Annotated in this window: 21 protein-coding genes; 4 read left to right on the forward strand and 17 right to left on the reverse strand. The window is 41.6% G+C overall.

The features are described 5' to 3' along the window. Window positions 1-37: 37 nt before the first annotated feature. The 3 genes from hemL to LLW17_RS09040 are packed head-to-tail and all read right to left on the reverse strand — an operon-like array spanning window position 38 to window position 3,109. Window positions 38-1,327, reverse strand: a complete 1,290-nt coding sequence (gene hemL / locus LLW17_RS09030) for a glutamate-1-semialdehyde 2,1-aminomutase (RefSeq protein ID WP_228230029.1) — start codon at window positions 1,325-1,327, stop codon at window positions 38-40. A gap of 2 nt (window positions 1,328-1,329) precedes the next feature. Continuing rightward, on the reverse strand, window positions 1,330-2,163 hold the full coding sequence (locus tag LLW17_RS09035) for a glucosaminidase domain-containing protein (protein ID WP_228229931.1): 834 nt from the start codon (window positions 2,161-2,163) through the stop codon (window positions 1,330-1,332). A 1-nt stretch (window position 2,164) separates the two neighbouring features. Further along, on the reverse strand, window positions 2,165-3,109 hold the full coding sequence (locus LLW17_RS09040; protein WP_228229932.1) for a 1-aminocyclopropane-1-carboxylate deaminase/D-cysteine desulfhydrase: 945 nt from the start codon (window positions 3,107-3,109) through the stop codon (window positions 2,165-2,167). A 262-nt stretch (window positions 3,110-3,371) separates the two neighbouring features. Between LLW17_RS09040 and LLW17_RS09045 the strand changes: the two genes are divergently transcribed. Further along, window positions 3,372-4,823 (forward strand): phage tail-like protein, encoded by a 1,452-nt coding sequence (locus tag LLW17_RS09045; RefSeq protein WP_228229933.1) that lies wholly within the window; start codon window positions 3,372-3,374, stop codon window positions 4,821-4,823. A 1-nt stretch (window position 4,824) separates the two neighbouring features. On the opposite strand, the gene LLW17_RS09050 is transcribed toward LLW17_RS09045, so the two are convergent. After that, a complete protein-coding gene (locus LLW17_RS09050; protein WP_228229934.1) occupies window positions 4,825-5,145 on the reverse strand; it encodes a hypothetical protein in 321 nt (106 codons plus the stop codon). A gap of 58 nt (window positions 5,146-5,203) precedes the next feature. Here LLW17_RS09050 and LLW17_RS09055 point away from each other — a divergent pair, with 58 nt between their 5' ends. Together LLW17_RS09055 and LLW17_RS09060 are read left to right on the forward strand one after the other, a co-directional pair. Further along, window positions 5,204-5,365: a C1orf53 family protein gene (locus LLW17_RS09055; RefSeq protein WP_228229935.1), complete on the forward strand. Its 162-nt coding sequence runs from the start codon at window positions 5,204-5,206 to the stop codon at window positions 5,363-5,365. Between the two features lie 65 nt (window positions 5,366-5,430). After that, entirely contained in the window at window positions 5,431-5,982 is a 552-nt protein-coding gene (locus tag LLW17_RS09060; protein WP_228229936.1) for a DUF4136 domain-containing protein, read from the forward strand. A gap of 46 nt (window positions 5,983-6,028) precedes the next feature. Here the strand turns inward: LLW17_RS09060 and LLW17_RS09065 are convergent, their stop codons facing one another. Next, window positions 6,029-6,781 carry an enoyl-CoA hydratase/isomerase family protein gene (locus LLW17_RS09065; protein ID WP_228229937.1) on the reverse strand — a complete coding sequence of 251 codons (753 nt, stop codon included), beginning with the start codon at window positions 6,779-6,781 and terminating at the stop codon, window positions 6,029-6,031. Between the two features lie 117 nt (window positions 6,782-6,898). Here LLW17_RS09065 and LLW17_RS09070 point away from each other — a divergent pair, with 117 nt between their 5' ends. Further along, entirely contained in the window at window positions 6,899-8,665 is a 1,767-nt protein-coding gene (locus LLW17_RS09070) for an aromatic amino acid hydroxylase (protein ID WP_228229938.1), read from the forward strand. Here the strand turns inward: LLW17_RS09070 and LLW17_RS09075 are convergent. The 12 genes from LLW17_RS09075 to LLW17_RS09130 form a co-directional block, all read right to left on the reverse strand. Beyond that, window positions 8,662-9,066, reverse strand: a complete 405-nt coding sequence (locus LLW17_RS09075) for a response regulator (RefSeq protein WP_228229939.1) — start codon at window positions 9,064-9,066, stop codon at window positions 8,662-8,664. The genes LLW17_RS09070 and LLW17_RS09075 overlap by 4 nt on opposite strands. Beyond that, complete coding sequence (locus LLW17_RS09080) at window positions 9,032-10,849, reverse strand: PAS domain-containing sensor histidine kinase (RefSeq protein WP_228229940.1); 1,818 nt, start codon at window positions 10,847-10,849, stop codon at window positions 9,032-9,034. The genes LLW17_RS09075 and LLW17_RS09080 overlap by 35 nt, the downstream gene beginning before the upstream one ends. A 7-nt stretch (window positions 10,850-10,856) precedes the next feature. After that, window positions 10,857-11,474: a DUF4230 domain-containing protein gene (locus LLW17_RS09085; protein WP_228229941.1), complete on the reverse strand. Its 618-nt coding sequence runs from the start codon at window positions 11,472-11,474 to the stop codon at window positions 10,857-10,859. Between the two features lie 95 nt (window positions 11,475-11,569). Then, on the reverse strand, window positions 11,570-12,220 hold the full coding sequence (locus LLW17_RS09090) for a response regulator transcription factor (RefSeq protein ID WP_228229942.1): 651 nt from the start codon (window positions 12,218-12,220) through the stop codon (window positions 11,570-11,572). Window positions 12,221-12,243: 23 nt separating this feature from the next. After that, window positions 12,244-12,969 carry an NUDIX hydrolase gene (locus tag LLW17_RS09095; protein ID WP_228229943.1) on the reverse strand — a complete coding sequence of 242 codons (726 nt, stop codon included), beginning with the start codon at window positions 12,967-12,969 and terminating at the stop codon, window positions 12,244-12,246. 109 nt (window positions 12,970-13,078) lie between these two features. Next, window positions 13,079-14,857, reverse strand: coding sequence for a tetratricopeptide repeat-containing sensor histidine kinase (locus LLW17_RS09100; RefSeq protein ID WP_228229944.1), 1,779 nt, complete (start codon window positions 14,855-14,857; stop codon window positions 13,079-13,081). An 82-nt stretch (window positions 14,858-14,939) separates the two neighbouring features. Then, the gene (locus LLW17_RS09105; RefSeq protein ID WP_228229945.1) at window positions 14,940-15,200 is read right to left on the reverse strand and encodes a hypothetical protein; all 261 of its coding nucleotides are present in this window, start codon (window positions 15,198-15,200) and stop codon (window positions 14,940-14,942) included. Window positions 15,201-15,212: 12 nt separating this feature from the next. Next, the gene (locus LLW17_RS09110) at window positions 15,213-15,563 is read right to left on the reverse strand and encodes a hypothetical protein (protein ID WP_228229946.1); all 351 of its coding nucleotides are present in this window, start codon (window positions 15,561-15,563) and stop codon (window positions 15,213-15,215) included. 10 nt (window positions 15,564-15,573) lie between these two features. Next, window positions 15,574-16,311 carry a DUF6498-containing protein gene (locus tag LLW17_RS09115; protein ID WP_228229947.1) on the reverse strand — a complete coding sequence of 246 codons (738 nt, stop codon included), beginning with the start codon at window positions 16,309-16,311 and terminating at the stop codon, window positions 15,574-15,576. A 17-nt stretch (window positions 16,312-16,328) separates the two neighbouring features. Continuing rightward, window positions 16,329-16,679, reverse strand: a complete 351-nt coding sequence (locus LLW17_RS09120) for a hypothetical protein (protein ID WP_228229948.1) — start codon at window positions 16,677-16,679, stop codon at window positions 16,329-16,331. Window positions 16,680-16,744: 65 nt separating this feature from the next. Then, the gene (locus LLW17_RS09125) at window positions 16,745-18,649 is read right to left on the reverse strand and encodes an outer membrane protein assembly factor BamB family protein (RefSeq protein ID WP_228229949.1); all 1,905 of its coding nucleotides are present in this window, start codon (window positions 18,647-18,649) and stop codon (window positions 16,745-16,747) included. 252 nt (window positions 18,650-18,901) lie between these two features. Then, window positions 18,902-19,414 (reverse strand): DUF6252 domain-containing protein, encoded by a 513-nt coding sequence (locus LLW17_RS09130; RefSeq protein WP_228229950.1) that lies wholly within the window; start codon window positions 19,412-19,414, stop codon window positions 18,902-18,904. Window positions 19,415-19,430 lie beyond the last annotated feature (16 nt).

The raw sequence follows: 19,430 nt of genomic DNA on the forward strand, positions 1-19,430 counted from the left end.
ATCGAAGGGGATTTTTAGTTTATTCAAAGCTATAAAATTACTTCAGACCGGGAGCCACTTTAGCTACCGCATTGATGGTTTCGTCCAGATCCTGGTAGGTCAAGGCATCGGTGATAAACCAGGTTTCATAAGCACTGGGTGCGATATAAATACCTTCTGCCAGCATGCCGTGAAAGAATTTTTTAAAAGTATCTGTAGCCGCGTTTGCAGCACTAGCAAAATCAATTACAGGTTTTTCAGCAAAATGAACGGATATCATAGAACCCAATCGGTTTATGGTATGCACCACACCATTTTCGGTGAGTACTTTTGCCATTCCTTTGCGCAGGTATTCGGTTTTTTCTTCAAGACGTTTGAAAATCTGAGGATCGGAGTCTAATTCTTTCAACATTGCCAGACCGGCGGCCATCGCCAGCGGATTTCCGCTTAAAGTCCCCGCCTGATACACGGGACCAACAGGCGCCAGGTAGTCCATAATTTCGTTGCGAGCTGCAAAGGCTCCCACAGGCAAACCGCCACCTATAACTTTCCCGAAGGTTACAATATCAGCTTGCACACCCATCAATTCCTGCACACCTCCCGCGGCCAGTCTAAAACCGGTCATCACCTCATCAAAAATGAGCAGGTTGTCGTGCGTATCGCAGAGTACCCTTAACCCTTCCAGAAATCCTTCGGAGGGAGGAATACAGCCCATGTTTCCGGCAACGGGCTCAATAATGATTGCTGCTATTTCATGTTCATTAGCCTCAAAAAGCTTTTGAACTTCCGCCAGGTTATTATACGGTGCAAGCAACGTATCTTTTGCCGTACCAGCAGTTACTCCGGGACTATTTGGGGTACCAAAAGTCACCGCACCACTACCCGCCTGAATCAAAAATGAATCGGAATGCCCATGATAACACCCGGCAAACTTGATGATCTTATCGCGACCGGTAAACCCGCGTGCAAGGCGTACGGCGCTCATACAGGCTTCGGTACCGCTATTTACAAAACGTATTTTATCAATACCCGGCACCATTTTTACGGCAAGCTGTGCAATTTCGGTCTCGATTTGCGTGGGCATACCAAAAGAGGTTCCCTTCTGAGCCTTTTCAACCACCGCATCTACTACAGGTTTATAGGCGTGACCTAAAATCATAGGCCCCCAGGAGTTGATATAATCGATAAGGCGGTTACCGTCTTCATCATATAAATAAGCACCTTTAGCTTCTTTCACAAAGATGGGATCGCCTCCCACGGCCTTAAAAGCCCGTACCGGAGAGTTTACTCCGCCGGGAATTACCTGTTGTGCTTCTGCAAAAAGTGCGCTGCTTCTTTTATAAATCATCATTAAAATCCGTTATACTGTGGGGTAACATTCAATTGTTGCCCGATGCTTATCGTATTATCACGCAAGCCGTTATTCTTTTTCAATTCGTCTACAGTCAGGTTATACATTCTGGAAATACTGTAAAGCGTTTCCCCTTTTTTGACTGTATGTAGAACCACCTTATCAGACGGTTCAGGTTTAAATTCTTTAATCTTTCTGCCTAAAACTTCGGCGTCGTAATTATACATCGCATAACGTTCTATAATAGCGATAAGTTTTTCCGGGTATTTGGGATCTGTGGCGTAACCGGCCTTACGCAAACCACGGGCCCAGCCTTTATAATCGTCGGGATCAAGTTTGAACAAATCTGCATACCGACTTCTTCCGGTTAAAAACAACGAATGATCGCGAAAAGAATATTTAGGGTCGCGATACTTCCGGAAGCATTCCCCCTTTTCATCATCATCGTGATAGACCACTGCACCGGTCCAGTTATGGCATTTAATGCCAAAATGATTGTTGGCTTTTTTGGTAAGATTACCATTACCGGCACCACTTTCTAAAACCGCCTGGGCCATCGTGATGCTTGCGGGAATTTTATACAGGCGCATTTCTTCTTTTGCTATGGGTGCAAAATGCTCGATATAATCTTCTACTTTATTGAAAGGCGCATATTCATAAGCCCTTTCTGTTTCTTCGGTTACCGCTGCAGGTGCGCTTTCTTTCTTGGTAACAGGCCGTTCTGTAGCTCTGGATGATCTGACAGTTACTTTACGTTTTGACGCTCTTTTGCTTCCGCCGCAACCCGCCAGTAAAATACTTAATACTAAAAGTGTAATTATTTTTTTGATCATTCTAGATACTAATTGTAGATCGTCCCTGTTTTTTAAGCCTTTCATTCATTCCCTGAATACCTTGCAGGCCTCCGGTATGAACGGCAAAAATACGGGTATTTTTAGAGAAATACCCATTGCGGATAAGATCTGTCAAACCATACATCATTTTGCCCGTATAAACAGGATCAAGCTGAATGCTTTGTTCTTCTTTAAACCTATTGACGAAATCAATTAATTCTTCAGAAGTTTTTGCGTAACCCCCAAAATGGTAATCAGATATCAGCTGCCAGTTGGTTTTTGAGGTGTATTTTTTGATTTCAGTCTCTAAAAAATCTCCTTTCAAAGCCGGAAAACCCAGAACCTTTTGATGCGGCAAACTGGCCTCAATAATACCGGCGATTGTGCCACCCGTGCCCACTGCGCAGGTGATGTAATCGTAATTAGCTGTTGTTTCATCAAGTATTTCGCGGCAACCTTTAATAGCGAGTTCATTCGTACCACCTTCAGGAATCTCGTAAAAGGTGCCGTATTTAGTTTTTAAGCTTACGCGAAAGGATTCCGTGTGTTTTTCGTGGTAGGCGGTTCGGTTTACAAACTCAAACTGCATCCCGCAATCGTGTGCAAATCTCAAGGTAGAATTCTTCTGAAGGGTTTCGCCTAAATTATGACCCAGCTCTTCCCCCCGGATCACTCCAATGGTTTTTAAACCAAAAAGCCCTCCGGCTTTTGCAACGGCGGCTATATGATTTGAAAAAGCGCCTCCATAGGTTAGTATTGAGTAATGCCCCTCTTCAAGAGCCTGAAGCATGTTGTATTTGAGCTTTCTAAACTTATTACCGGAGACTTCAGCATCAATCAGATCTTCCCTTTTGAGATCAACTTCAACACGATTATCATAGTAAACTGTGTTTAAAATTGAGTTTACGGGTGTTTCGGGAAATGTAGTAGCGCTCCAGATTTGCATAGGTGCAAATTACCGCATTTGGCTAAGAATTGAAATTGAAGGGTAAAACTTAACTAAGTGCTACTTCTAGCAGACTAATCTTAACATCATTAACTTAATCAAAGTTAGACATCTTTAAAACTCACAAAAACAAAAAACACCGACAAAGAATTATTATATATCGATAAAAGCACATATATTAGTTGCTCATAACAAAACACATTCGCTTTAAGGATAAAATAATGCATTTAATCTGATTTGTGAATGAGTAATTCAAAGCCCTATGAATCTACGCTCTTTAATTTTAACAGGCGCATTATTGAGCGCCAGTTACGCTGTCCACGCGCAAGTGGGGATAGGCACAACTAATCCGGTTTCAGGTGCTTTATTAGATATTTCTGCAACAGATAAAGGACTGATGATTCCCCGAGTGGCCCTTACCGGAACAAATGACACCACTACCGTTACCCCGGCGGCGACCACAGGCTTACTTGTCTTTAATACTGCTACGACCACAGGTTCAACTGCCGTATCTCAAGGTTTTTATTATTGGGATGGTACTAAGTGGGTGAAAATGACCATTGGTGATGATGACACTAACATTTACAATACTGATGGTACACTAACCGAAACACGAACAGTTAATCTCGATGAAAACACCTTAAGATTTGATAATGGCGTGGGACGCTATCTCAATTTAGAAGGAGCCCTAATTTCTGATAATAATGCTCCGTTCTTATTTACTACTGACAATTCTTTACGCTTTGACATAGATAATTTACCGGTTTTAACTCTTGACTCAGAAAAGCAGGTGGGTATAGGTCTGGTTAATCCTAACGCCAGTCTACATATCTATGAGACAACAGGCACAATAGCTTCTCCCAGCACCGGAACCATAGTTTTAGAACATGGTAACGCAGGAGGAGAATCTTCTATAATTTTCAAAAGCCAGTCTAATAACAACAGTGACTACGGGTATCTCAAATATTCTGATGATGGTAGCGGAAACGGAAGTACAGCCGAAAATAGCCTACTCGAATTGGGCATTCAAAATGACACCCCGGGACTCTATCAGGATGACATCAATATCGCCTCTACAGGAAATGTTGGCATCAGCAATACTGCTCCAAAAGAGAAATTACATATTTCTGGAAACACCTCGACTATCAGAGTAGATGGTTTGAACACTACAAACAATACCACAAACGTTGTTGGCGATCCTATGCCTGTTTATGTAGATGATAACGGGACAATGGTGCTACGACCTTCTTTGGTGCAAACCTATATGCCAGTTGATGTCTATAATTTTACTACTGGCAACACGATAAGCTCAAGTAATGGAGGTGGCGTAACTACAACCCTATATACGAGCACCTTTACATTGACACAGCAATCTCTCGTTTTTATAAATTATCAATTTAGCGCACAACTTTTTAGAAATGGAGGAGGCGCAATCACCGATGGTAAGCCAAGACTATTTAGAGGTTGGGTTGAGGTCAATGGAGACACCAACAGGCCGTTGGCGTATGACACCGGCACATATGCTAACCGTCCAGACAGTAGTGGAACTTACGCAAATGGCTTTTATTATCTAAGCGGATCTACTTACGTGCAACTACCTGCAGGTACTCATACAGTTAGACTATTCGGCTTGGGTTACGGGGGTAATTTTGACTATCAGATCTTATTTGGTGGAACAGACTATGAACATTTTCAAATCATTGTTCAGCGTTAATTTAAGACTTCAGAAAACCCCAAAATCTTCGCTTTTCTAAATACGTAAAATCGGCTTCAAACTTATAAGCCTCTCGTTCAAAACATACGGAGCGATAGGCTTTTTGTTTGGAATAGCCTTTTAGCAGGTAATACAAGTATTCGGTTGCATACCAAATATAAAAAGGAACCACCAGCAATTCTGCCTGCTGCCTCAGATGAATGCGTTCATGGTTTATAAAAACCAGATCCCGCTTTAAGCGTTCTTCCCTTATCAAAATAAAAGGCCAGAACGCACAACCTGAAAATCGCTTAAAAAGTTTTGGAGCGGTGATACAAATCATTAACCTAGTTTTACGCAGAGGTACAAAACTTATACCTTTTCTTTCGTAAATTTAAATCATGACACTTTTTAAAAATAAAGTTTCTATAGAAGAAGGAGATTATTATCTAACACCCGAAGGATATCGATGCTTTACGGAGCAGTATCATCTAAAAAGAGGCTACTGTTGCAAGAGCGGTTGCAGGCACTGTCCTTATGGTTTTGATAAAACCAAAGAATAATCTGCCATTGGTACAATTATTGTGCCTTTAAAATTGCTTTTCTGTCGAATTAAAAAAATATACTTATGAAAAATTTTAGACCCTTTTTGCTTTTAGCGCTTTTCGCAATGCTGGCTTCCTGCAGCACGGTCCGCGTATCTTCAGACTATGATCAATCAGCCAATTTTAACGAATATAAAACCTTTGCCTTCTTCAAACCCGGTATTGACAAGGCTGAAATTTCTGACCTTGATAAAAAACGAATCTTACGTGCAATTGAAGATAACCTTCTCGCAAAGGGATTTGTGAAATCTGAAAATCCTTCTATGCTGGTAAGCATCTTTACTACCGCTCAGGAGCGTGTAGATGTTTTTAATAATTACGGCTGGGGCTGGGGTGCTTGGGGCGCCTGGGGTCCTTGGGGTCCATGGGGCGGTGGTTTTGGCAATACCGTGTCACGCACTACCGAGGGCACTTTGTACATAGATCTTATTGACGCTCAAAAGAAAGAACTGGTATGGCAAGGTCAGGGAACAGGTTATCTGGCCCGTGATGTAGAGCGCAAACAAGAACGCATCAACGAGATTGTAGGAGAAATTATGCAAGAGTATCCTCCTAAGAAAATGGCTTCTAACTAAAACAGAAGTGCCAAAACTTTAAAAAGCCCTCAAATGAGGGCTTTTCTTATTTATAGGATTGTAGTTTCTCTTTGGTAAACGCAGAGAGGACTAATTTCCCACTCGTCTCTGCACGAGCTTTCAGAATGTCCTGCCAGGCCTCTGTACCCTCCCAAAAAATCTTTTTAGCTGCTTTTAAAGCTTCAGGATTGTAACCAGCCAGATGCTTTGCTAATTCCGCTACACGCTCATCAAGGGCTTCATTCGATTCCAGAACCTCTGCAAAAAGTCCGTTAGCTTTCGCCCATTCGGGTGTGTAAAATTCCTGCGCGTTTAAGGTCATTTGTGAGAATGCTGAAAGGCCCATTTTACGTTCTACAGCAGGCCCTATCACAAACGGACCAATACCTATACTCAGTTCGCTTAGTTTAATACTCGCATACGTACTTGCTAAACAATAATCTGCTGCAGCGGCAATACCTACTCCGCCACCAACAGTTTTACCCTGTACGCGAACAATAACCGGCTGCGGGCAATTGCGCATGGCCAGGATCACTTTAGCAAAACCCATAAAGAAATCTTTGCCCTTGCTTTCGTTGTCAATCGCAATCAATTCGTTAAAACTGGCTCCTGCACAAAATGTACGATCTCCCCCACTTTGCAAAATAACTACATTAACGTCCCTATTATCTGCCACTTCATCAAGCACCGTCTCAAGACGATTTAATATTGCCGTAGGCAAAGCATTGTGATGCGGTGTAAAAAAAGTAACCGAAGCTATAGTATCATTAATATCAAGATTAACAAATGATTCTTGCATAAATTTTATTCAGTAAAAGTGGGTTCTTATTGGATAATCTTCAAATTTAGCTCTAAATTACGTATTGTTTCTCCGTTGAGAAAGAATTGAGGAAATTCCGCTTAAAAAATATAACGCATGTCAGAGATTCTAGATAAAAATATTGAAAGTAATCCACTTATAGACCGCCTGCCACCGCATTTAAAACAGTATATAAAACCTCAAAACTACGAGGATTATACGCCGATTAATCAGGCGGTATGGCGTTATGTAATGCGTAAAAACGTGAGCTACCTCAGTAAAGTGGCTCATAAATCGTATCTCGACGGACTCAAACAAACCGGGATTTCTATTGACCATATTCCCAATATGTATGGGATGAACCGCATTTTAAAAGAAATCGGCTGGGCAGCAGTCGCAGTTGACGGTTTTATTCCTCCCGCAGCCTTTATGGAGTTTCAGGCCTATAATGTTTTGGTTATCGCTTCAGACATACGCCAGCTTGAGCATATTGAATACACTCCCGCTCCCGATATTATTCACGAAGGCGCAGGCCACGCCCCTATAATCGCAAACCCCGAGTATGCCGAATACCTCAGACGTTTTGGCGAAATAGGCTGCAAAGCGATATCGTCTGCTAAGGACTATGAGCTTTATGAAGCGGTGCGAAAGCTTTCCATTCTCAAAGAAGCCGAAAATACTCCGGAAAAAGTCATACAGGAAATTGAGGAACAGGTTGATTATCTTCAGAAAAATATCGGAAAAACCAGCGAGATGGCCCTGATACGCAATTTGCACTGGTGGACGGTAGAATACGGACTTATAGGCACTCCCGAAAATCCGAAAATTTACGGCGCCGGCTTACTATCATCTATAGGCGAGAGCGCCTGGTGTATGACCGACGCGGTTGAAAAAATCCCCTACGGCCCCGAAGCGGCGCACAAGGAATTTGATATCACAAAACCGCAGCCTCAATTGTATGTGACTCCGGACTTTGCCTTTTTAAGCGAGGTACTCGAAGAATTTGCTAATACGATGGCATTGCGCACCGGCGGACCTGAAGGATTGCAAAAGCTAATCGAAAGCAACAATCTGGGTACAGCCCAGTTGAGTACCGGTCTACAGATTTCCGGGGTTTTTGATGAAATGATCACACACAAAGGCAAGGTAATCTACTTACAAACGCAGGGACCAACTGCTCTGGCGTACCATGAAAAAGAACTCGTAGGACACGGCACCTTGAATCACAACAGGGGTTATGGTACCGCAATAGGCAAACTTAAAGGAATCAATCTCGCGATTGAAGATATGAGTCCCAAAGATCTTAAGGCTTATAAAATTTATGAAGGCGAAAAAATTACCCTGGAATTTGAAGGCGATATTGTTGTAACCGGAAAAATAATTACGGGAACGCGCAATTTACAGGGAAAAATTATACTCATCAGCTTTGAAGACTGCACCGTAACACACAAGGAGCGCATGCTTTTTAAACCGGAATGGGGAGTTTATCATCTGGGTGTAGGCAAAAAAATCACTTCTGCATTCTCGGGTCCGGCAGATTTTAGGTCTTTTGATCTGATACATCACAAACCCGGCTCTGAAACCATTAAAGCTTCAAAAAGTGAGAAGCGCCAGGAGCTCGAAAGCCTCTATCTCGCAGTGCGTAAGTATCGGGAAGGCAAAGACACCCGCTTTTCACCACAGGCTGTTTTTGATCTGCTTAAAAAATACCATCCCGAGGATTGGCTGTTACCGGTAGAGCTCTACGAACTCGCGGTTGATGAAAACTTAAGTGAATTTTGCCGGGAAATCGAGGAACACCTTAATCAAATCTCAGAACAACGACCCAACTTAAGTCACCTTATTGAAGACGGCCTTGAACTTATACGTGCTGCTAAAATCTAATCTTCATCACTGAAAGTATCCCGTATAGCTTCGAGCTGCTCAAGTGTTACGGGTTTAACCACATAGTTAGAAACACTGCTAAATTGCAACGCGCGTTCCTGATCGCGGGGATCTATTGACGAGGTTAAAATATAAATGGTAATTTTCTTTGGGGGATCATATTTGGTAAAAGCTTCAAGAAACTCCCAACCATCCATAACCGGCATGTTTAGATCTAATAATATCAAATCGGGGATCTCATCACCGGTCTTAAAAATTGCCGTGAGTGCATTTAAAGCTTCCTGCCCGTTGCTGTAAACCAAAAAATTCTCGCAAAACTTAACGAGCTTCATCATTTTCTTTAATCCAAAAACAACAATTGGATCATCATCTACCAGACATGCCAGTTTTATCTTTTTCATGAAGTTTAATTATAAAGGTGGTGCCTTCTCCTACTTTACTTTTTACATCTATTGAACCCCCCATTACCTGAATTTGTGATTGGGTCATATACAATCCAAGACCACGGGCTTCAGAATGCTCGTGAAAGGTTTTATACAAACCGAAAATACGATCGCCATAACGCTCCATATTAATCCCCAAACCGTTATCACTCACACTGATTACGGTGTAACCATTTACAGTTTCGGCAGTAACCTGCAACCACGATTTTTTCCTGGGATCTCTATATTTTATGCTATTCGAAAATAAATTCAGCAAAACACTTTCTAAATACGCCGGTACCGCGTAAACCTTTAAATCTTCAGGAACATAATTATAAATTTTAAAGTTTGCGTTTACAAGCAGGCCTCTTAACGAACGTTCTGTGTTTTTCACAAAATCTTTCAGCACTAATTCTTCTTTATCCTTAATATCGATATCTACAGAAACCACCTCATTGAGATGCTTAATCGTTTCTGTCAACATATCTGACGCCTGATTGAGCATATCTAACTGTAGCTCACGTTCATCTAAATCCTTTTCTTCTTTTAAAAAGTTAAGGAGCATTGCTATGTTACTGGTATGAGAACGTAGATTGTGAGAAACAATATGCGCAAAATTGATCAGACGTGTATTCTGCTCGGTAGTGACTTCAACAAAACGATCAATTTCCTGGCTCTTTCTCCTGAGTTCTGTAACATCCTGTATTTGAACTATGATTTCTTTCGGCTTAGCGTCGGGATCATAGATAACAGATGCAAACACACTACAGGTTAAAATCACTCCATTTGTATTCCTGAGGAAATGTTCTCCTCGAATTTCGGCTAACTTGCCGTCAATTAATTTCAAGAAATTCAGGTAATAGCGGTTAGCTTCTTCAGGGGCGAAAAAATCAGTAAACTTTTTATTGACAAGCTCTTTCTCTCCAAGCCCAATTAGATTTTGAAAAGCCCTGTTACATCTCAATAAATGAAAACCATCAACACTAATAATCAAAAACCCAATCGGAGAATTTTCAAAAGCCAGCCTAAACTGCTCTTCACTCTTTTTAAGCCGGATATTGCGTTCTGTACGCTCTGTAATATCCTGAAATGTTCCCAAAAGGCGCACGCACTTCCCGTTTTCAAACTCAGCCTTACCTCGGGCATTTACGTGAACTTCCCTACCCTTATGGGTAATGATAGTGTAGTCTCCATTCCAAGGTTCACCGGTTTCAACCCCATTTTGTACTGCACGGCTTATGCGCTCTCTATTCTCCCCTTCTTTATAAAAACTAACCCCGGTTTCCAGGTTTGGGACAAAATCCTCAGGTACCTCGTGAATTTTTCGGGTTACTTCAGACCAATAAATTTTACCTGTTACACTATTATACTCCCAAAACCCGATTTCTGCAACCTTATTGGTTTCCTGTAGCAATAATTCTTTTCGGTAATCCTGAGGTCGTGTGAGCAAAACCTGCTGAATCAGTATCAAACACGGCTCTGGATCTATCCGGCTGAATTTATACTTATAGCGTACCTGTTTCTGTGGAATATTTTGAATAAAATAGGAATTCTCTCCCTGAATTGCCTTCTCAAATGCTGTTTTAAACTTAAGCTGAAGCTTTGTCATGTCTTCAGTCACAGTCGAAAAGTTTGAAAGCAAGCCCGCATCCCATTCTTTGCTTTTTGAGATTAAGGCCAACTCTTTATCGACTATCGCAAAAACGCCGGGCATTTCGCGTATCGCCTCAATTAAAATCTGAGATGTTTTCACTGCTGCCATACCCGCATTAATCTACAATCACTTTCTGAAGTTCATCATTACTCTTAATCACCGTCTTATTGTATCTCAATTCCCAGCCAAGAGCGTTAGTAACGGCGTAGATACTGGCGAGTTCTGAAATGAGACGCTGCTCGGCCTGCTCGGGAAGCCCGGATGTCTCTACTTTTTTGCGGATGCTTGCGGTTACCCTTTTTTTGATGGTATTGTAATCTGAAGCTTCAAATTGATTCAGGTAATCCTGAGTAACGTCGTAATATTCAATATCGGGATTGATATTGATCTCCGGTTTTGGGATACTCAGTATGGTTATGGTCCTGTTTTCTTCATCGACCTGGGTCTCCATAGCGCGCAAATCGTATGAAATATTCACTTTTGCATTGACCACAACAAGCGCCTTTTTACTGGCGGTAAGCAGGTCAAAATACATACGTTTAGAATCGTTATAGGTAAAAACCTGAGCAAAGGTTCCTTCGGTCACGATGAGCTTACCCACATTGCGAACCTCTTTTTGAATTAAAGAAGAACTCTCGATAAGACGTTGCCGCGATTCATTGCGTTCAGCGAAATAGTTATAGGTGAAAATGCCCAGAACTACCAGAAGTAAAATAATTAAAAGTTTACGCACTGCTAAGAGGATGAGGTTAAGTTTAAGTGGTGAAACAGGGCGGGCATTCCCGGTTTCGCTTTGAATCTAATATTACAAAATTATCTCTGGTAATACTAGATTAAATTGTTTTTACGGGCTTTTTTAACAGCTTCAAGCTTGTTATGCACCTGCAGCTTTTTATAGATATTTTCGATGTGTTTGCGCACCGTGCTGGGAGAGACCACTAAATTTTCGGAGATTTTTGTATAACTCAACCCTTTCGCCAGCTGCTCTAAAACTTCAATTTCGCGCTGCGAAAGCGCTATTTGCTCCTGCTGCTCCAAATGGCTTACCGCATCGGGATTGCGCAATAATTTTAAAGTTCGCATAGCGATAGTGGGATTCATTGCAGCCCCACCGGCAAGGGTTTCTTCAATTCCTGATTTTAGTGCTTCGGGTGGAGTTTCTTTTAACAAATACCCGTCTGCACCGGCCTGAATAGCCTTAAAAACGTGAATGTCGTCATCAAAAACCGTTAGCATAATCACCTTGATATGCGGAAACTGCTCTTTAACCTGCGACGTAGCTTCAATACCATTAAGCACGGGCATTTCAATATCCATTAAGATGAGGTCTATGTTAGGCTGTTCCTGAAGCTTTTCTATCAAAACCTGCCCATTCTCTGCAGTTAAGCGCAAATCAAAATCCTTAAAAAAGGAGAGTTTTTCTTTAAGCGACTGGGCTAAAAAGAATTTATCCTCGGCTATGGCAATGCGTACAGGCATCTTTTACAACTATTGATGGGGGATCAAATTTCGAAGTTATAGCCACTTTCAAGCAGCTCCTGGTATTTTTCAGAATCAAAACGGTAGAGATAAGCACCGCGCTTACTTCCTGATTTATCTTTTTCGTCCAGTTTAACCAAAACTTTGAGAGACAGCACCTTTTTTCTGAAATTACGGGGATCAAGCTCTCGCTGGTAAATTGATTCGTAAAGCTTTTGCAGTTGAGGAATGGTAAACTTTTCGGGTAAAAGTTCAAAGCCTATAGGCTGGTAACGCGCTCTTCTGCGTAATTTATCAAGAGCATCGCTAACCATTTCGGTATGATCGAGTGCAAGTTTGGGGATTTCCTGCAGCGTGTACCAGAACGCGCCGTGGCTCTGGGTAAGTTCGCGATCGTGATCATTAATACGCATTAAGGCGTAATGCGCTACTGAAATACAGCGATAACCGGGGTCTCTTTCGGCTTTACCATAGGTTTTTGACTGTTCCATATAGATTGCTTCAAGACCTGTGATTTCTTTTAAAACCCGGCGTGCCGCTTCATCTACATCCTCATCGATCTTGACAAAGCTTCCTATTAATGACCAGATTCCCGAGTCTGGCTCTACCCTTCTTTTAAAGATTAACAGCTTAAGATCACCGTCATCAAAGCCAAAAATAATGCAGTCTGTAGCTACGTATAATTTATCGTGAGCTGCATAAAAATCATTATTGGGAGCTTGTGCCGTGCTGGCAGAACTGGGAGTCATAGTTTCGATTTTAAGCGTTTAAAATACGCTTTTTATTCGTAAAGCGAAATCTTTGTAAACTTTTCACCACAACTGATGCCTAACTCAAACCGGGTAGATTTGTAGGCATTCAGCTTAAGGGTTTTCTAAGATGAATGCTTGTGCCTGCTCCGGGATTGCTGTGTATTTGCAGATTTGCATTTAAGTCTGCTGCACGTTTCCGCATATTATTAAGCCCGTTACCTGATAAAATCTGCGCCTCTTCAAAACCCCGCCCGTCATCAGTTATGCGCACGTCAAAAACATCCCGGTCAACCTGCATCATCACATCTACCCGGTTTGCCTGGGCATATTTGATGGCGTTGTTTACTGCCTCCTGTATGATGCGGTAGATATTGATTCCTTCTAAAGCGGTAAATTCAAAATCTTCCTGAATGCTATCAACCTCAACCCTGAACTGAGTTTCGGTTCCGGTGCTTTCGGCCTTATCAATAATACCGGCAACACGGGCCTGCAAATCCTCAAGGCTTATACTTTCTTTATTCATGGCCCAGATCGTGTCGCGCAATTCATTAATGGTAACCGATGTAAAGGTACTTATGGCGGCAATACGCTCTTTAACCTGTTGTCCTGCATCTCCCAGCAAATAACTCAGATTGTCAAGACTCATAATAATAAAAGTAAGCTGCGAACCTATATTATCATGCAAATCACGCGAAATACGAAGACGCTGCTCTTCAAGCCGGTTTTGAGTCTCGATTTTTGCCAGAGCGATCTGAAGTTCGCTTTCTTTTTGCAACTGCTTATTTTTTAATTTTTGACGGCTGTAAATCAGGTAACCCAGCAAGCCTAAAACAATTGCAAGCCCCAGACTTCCATAGATGTACAGATTTTTACGCCTAACCTCCAGATCCTTTTCTGCCAGCTGTGCCCGTTGTTTTAAAATCTGATTTTCTTTTTGTTCGGTTTCAAATTCAACTTCTAAGGCCGCAATTTGTTTACTGGTTTCCAAACTGCTTATACTGTCCTTGAAAACCGCATATTTTTCAAAATAGTACAAAGCAGAATCGGTCTGTTTCATTTGCTTAAATGCTTCCGAAAGTTGCTGATAGGTATATTGCATCAGGAAGCGGTAGTCCTCCTTACGTGCGATAGGCAACGATTTTTCGAAAAAAGGTATCGCTTCAGCAGGTTTACCTTCAGCTAAATACACCTCTCCAATCTGCGTATAATTTTCTGCGATACCCTTGCGGTCATTAATCTTTTCACGTATAGCTTTCGCCTTATAAAAATATTCGCGTGAAAGATCGTAGTTGCCCATCTGCCCGTAAACCCCTGCAAGATTGCTGTAACTGTAGGGCAAACCTTCGGTATAGTTTCGTTCTTCAACAATAGCAAGACCCTTTTTATAAAAATAAAGCGCGCTATCCAGTTGACCCTGCATTTCTTTTAGCACACCGTAGTTATTATAAGTACGGTCTAAAACTTCTTTATAGTTTCCTTCTTCGGCCATTTTCAGGCCCTTGTTCATATAATATTGAGCACGCTCCATATTGTCACGCTTCATCCCATAGCCCATTTCTCCATACAGGTTGGCTGCCTGCGGTTTGAGATCATTCTCTTCAAAAATACGTATGGCCTTCAGATTATACTCTACCCGTTTTTTACTGTCGGCTTCATAACCGTAAATGGTGGCGATGTTTTTATAAGCCTCTCCAATACCCTTTTTATAATCAATCTGCTCTGCAGCTTTAAGGTTATTCTTAAAAATAACCAATAGGGAATCTGTCTTTAGGGAAGAGTTTTGAACCAATATCGCGTTGATGGAATCAATTTGTTGAATATTCTGCGCAGAAAGAAACCCGCTACTAAAAAAAAGAAAAGTAATCCAAACGTAATAGTGTTTCATAAAAATCTGATTGTTTGCTTTTTACAAGCTAATATATAAAAATACCACAATAGATTTCTTTTAAAAATCGGCCGGAATAATTTTATCTCACTGCGATTTCAGGCTGAATGATTAGCGCTTCGCTAAGGTTATAGGCTAAAAGATTGTAGGTATTCAGGAGCTGCTTCCGCTTTGCCAGTTGCTCCCGGTTGCGCTGAATGTTTTCATTTAGATAGTGCAATCGCATTTCGGCAGCTTTTTGATCTTTCCGTTTTAACCTCTGAAAATACAGCACTAGCATCACAAACAGCAGTAATACAGCCGCTACAACTAATGCTCCCGGTATTGAAAAAATACTGCTCATTTCCATTCAGTTTTAAATCATAGCCTGCCCGATAAATACAATCCCTATTATAACGTAGAAACCCGCAAGAATACTTTTAAGCCTTGGCTTCAAATTGCTTTTTATTACCGAAACCAGAACCAGAAGTCCGGTTAGGTATGGGGGCAAAGCCGTAAATACGGTACCTGTAAACGTAAAATCCCAAACCAGAATAAGCATAGGAATGAGAAGCAGTACCGCCAGGATGCCCTTCAAATAGCCTGGTTCGGTCGCAAAAACGTATTTGCCCGCTATCCACAACACGAATTTATAAGCCACATAATACAGCAAGGTGTAGCCAGCCACCATAAAAACCAACCATACAGATCCCGAAATCGCATCCATTACTTAAAATTTATTCGGTAAACAGCAGCAATTGCTTTTTGATTTTGTCAAAACTCATTTGACTGTTCTTCTCAGCATACCAGGACGCGAAGCGGTCTAGCGCTTCTGTATTTTCGCGTAAGCCTATCAAAAACAGATCGAGCGCCAATCTAAACAGGATCAGAAGCACCGCAGCTATCATTCCGGCTTTGAGAAACACCAGAAAAAAACCGGAGAGTATGACTACAAACTGCTGCACAAAAATGCGCAAGTAGGGTTTGGACATCAGTTCGTTTGCTGTGAACTCTGTGTAGCGCTTTTCGGCTAAAAAATTCATCACAAAAGCCAGCAGGTTTGTAAACACAATGCTGGCGATAAGCAACCACATCCCTTCTAATCTCAATAACGCCTTATAATTTTTCAGCAATGCAAAACCATCGGTAAAAAATGAAGAACCTTCAATTTCAAAAAAAGTAAATGCAAATATGCTCTGTATGGCAATAAAAAATCCGTAGTGAAAGACAAAGAAAATCAGGATGCTGTAATTACCTAAACCCCCTCCATCCTGTTTATTGGTGTGCCTCACACACCAACCCATTTTAAGGACATTAAAAATCCCAATAATGATACTTTCGACAAAATAGGCCATCACCACAGTCAACGGACTCACAAAACCCACACTCAACAAAACCAATAAAAACAGAGCATTTACAAACACCATGTAATTTTTGGTGTTGGGCTTCAGCAATTCAAAAACCAGGGTTTTCATAGATTTAAACGAAATAGTTAGCGATTTAAAAATGCAATTAAACTCAGTAGGGCTAAAAGCAGCGCAATTGAAGCCAAGACTAAATACAGCTTATACCTTTTTTTGCCCGCCTGCAAACTGCGGTATTTGCGAGCGCAGAAGTAACCTGTAATCAAACAAGGCACGCCTATCAACACGTTGATGTAAAACATCCACATCCAACTCACCACCAGCGCTGCCAGCGCGTAAACCAAAGCTGCGTAACCATAAAAGAAGGCAATTTTTGACTGCGAAAAACTCCCGCCGGTGCGGTGCTCTATAAAGCGGAAGCCAAAATAACTCAGCCCAATTACCAGGCTTACAGAACTTAAAATCAAAAAATAATACATCCCTTTTAATCAAAACTGCCCGAAGCAGCTTCAGGCAGTTTCTAATATTAATTAATAGCTTGAGATTACCTCAAATTGTATGCATAAATGGTTTTGTTATCGGCTTTGTAATACAATACGCCTCCAAAATCATCTACCTCATACTCCGGCTTTTTGTCTTTAAGCAGAATTTCTTTTTTCACACTCCCGTCAGCTTTACTCAATTTTACCAGTCCTACACCGTCATCCAGATTAGAAAGGATGAACTGAGAATCTTCGGTCGCCGCAGAAGCTTTGAAGCGTTTGCTGAGGTATTCAAATGAAGCTCCTGCCATCGATGCAAACATATCCTGGGCGCGCTTGGCTTCCTTTCCGGTTTCATTATAGCTATCCAGATTATTCATATCCATCCCATTACGGTTTGCACCTGCTTTAGCTGCCATTGCAACTGTAAGTGTTGTAGTGGCTACCGCTGTAATACCGCCCATAATTTTACCAAACGTGCTTCGGCCCGGAGATTTATAATACTCATGGTACTTTTCGTTTCCGTCAAAGTCAAGTAAGGTCATGTTTTGATCACTCCCTAAGAAAATACCATTATCGCGCACTGCCAGTGTGGTTGGATTTTCCTTTTCATCAAACTTTACATTCGCCAGAGTTGATACATCTCCACTTGCTGCGTCTACAGCAAATAACTCATCATCCGCATTGATTAAATACCGGCTGTGTGCCTCATCAAAAGCCGAAGTAACACTTTCAGCCTTCTTGAATTTTAAAGGTTTATTCCAAACCGATTCCCCGGTTTTGAGATCTACAATATTGGCATCTTCAGAGGTGATGTAGATCAATCCCTTTGGCGTTTCGGCCATTATCTGAATGTTTTCTCCGGTTTTGAGCGGCTTTTTGAACAACGGAGTACCGTCAAAAGCGACTTTATTGATTCCACCTTCATAAATACCGAATAGAATCCCATCTTCCATCACATAGAAATGCTGCACAAAACCACCGGTTTTAGGTGCTTTATCCCAAAGGTCCTCACCATTAGCTGCGCTCAGAAGATTGATTTTTGACTCAGACCGACCGGCAAGTACGCTTTTTCCGGAAGTGTCTTTATCACTCACTACAATCAGACCCTGGGGTACAATTTGAAAATTGCTTACCACCCCGTCAACTTTTACCTTGTCTCCCCAGGCTTCACCGCCATCGGGCTTCACTTTTATGATTTCGGTTTTACTCCCGGTGTCGTTTACGTCAAAAGCATAAATTTCTTTCTCATCTGCGCTTGAGGTCATCCAGTTCACATCTTTTACGTCATTTTCCCAAAGCGTTTGCCCCGAATGACTTTTCGCATAAATACCCTGAGTTGTAGGTACCAATAGTTTGTCTTTTAATAATAAAGGCGTCCCAGTTACGGCAAAATATTTAGCTGTTGTTTTACCCGGCTCGTTCAGGAAAAAGGAATAATCGAGATTGCCGGTAATGAGATCATAAACAGCCAGTTTAGCTGTGTTTTTCTCAGCCATCGATCCCTCCTTTTGAAGTCCACTAATAACCAGCTTGTTATCGGGCATAATCACATCTGCTGTTTGAACGGTCTTCAAGCCTTTACTTTCGGTAGTGAAAATCACTTTACCTGAAATGTAATCAATGACCGCTTTTTTGCTCGATAAAGCCGACAAAGCTTTAAGACCCCCAACGCCTCCCTGATCTACGATAAGATAAGGTGAAGCAGGAATATACGTCACCTCTTCAGGCTTTACGCTACCGTAATCTGTAAACTTAAATACCAGCTCGTTAGAACCCGGCTTAATACCCACGAGACCATCACTGGTTGAGACGACCATCGTTCCGGCCAAAGTCAGAGTCATATTATTGATATTTCCGCCTACATCGTAGGTATAATCTGGAGTTTCAGCTTTTTGAGCAAAAAGGCCTCCGGTAAAAAGCAACAAGCATACGATGCTGCTTAAATGGTGTAATTGAATTTTCATAAGTCTTCGGTTTATAAAGTTTTTACACTTCAAAAATCCCTGAAAATCAACCGCTAATCAATAGGGCAATTGCCGTATATTTTGACGTAGTACAAGAGAAAACAAGAGCTGATGCTCGAGATAAAACAGCGTTTAAATACCTCTTTTAAATAAATATGGCCTCCGCTGCAAATAATAAAGCCGAAAACAGAATTGCTCCTACTTCCGGCTTCGTGTAAAAACCTCAACACTTGAGATTTTCGATAGTAATACTTACTTAATTTTTAAGTTGAAATCGCCTTCGCTCACAACCACCTTTTTGGTGGTATCACTGGTAAGATACCCCGTAAAACTGAAGGTTCCCTTAACGCTTTCACCTTTGGTATACTCCGCGATTTTAATCTCGCCATTAGATGATGCGCCCGTCGCAGTAGAAAAAATCTGAGCGCTCATAAAATCAGATTTGTCCTTAAGATAGGTGTAGGTGCCCAGACTTACCGCGTTCAGGGTATAGGTACCAACGCCTTCAAAGCCAATAATGGTAATCTGAATGTTTTCAGAATCTGCACTACCGCCGCTAATGGTAATGATTTCGATATTGGCGGAAGAACTCTCCTGAGCAGTAGTCGCAGCAGGCATAGACTTGTAGGCCTTTCCGTCAACTTTTGCGGTAAGATTGCCTTCACCTGCGGCGCTGTCCCCCCCGTCATCATCTGTGGAGCAGGACGTGAGACTTAGGGAAAGACCCAGAAAAAAAATGGATGTGAATTTGATAATTGTGTTCATGGTTTTGGTTTTTGAT

The sequence above is a fragment of the Leeuwenhoekiella parthenopeia genome, assembly GCF_020782115.1.
GTDB lineage: Bacteria > Bacteroidota > Bacteroidia > Flavobacteriales > Flavobacteriaceae > Leeuwenhoekiella > Leeuwenhoekiella parthenopeia.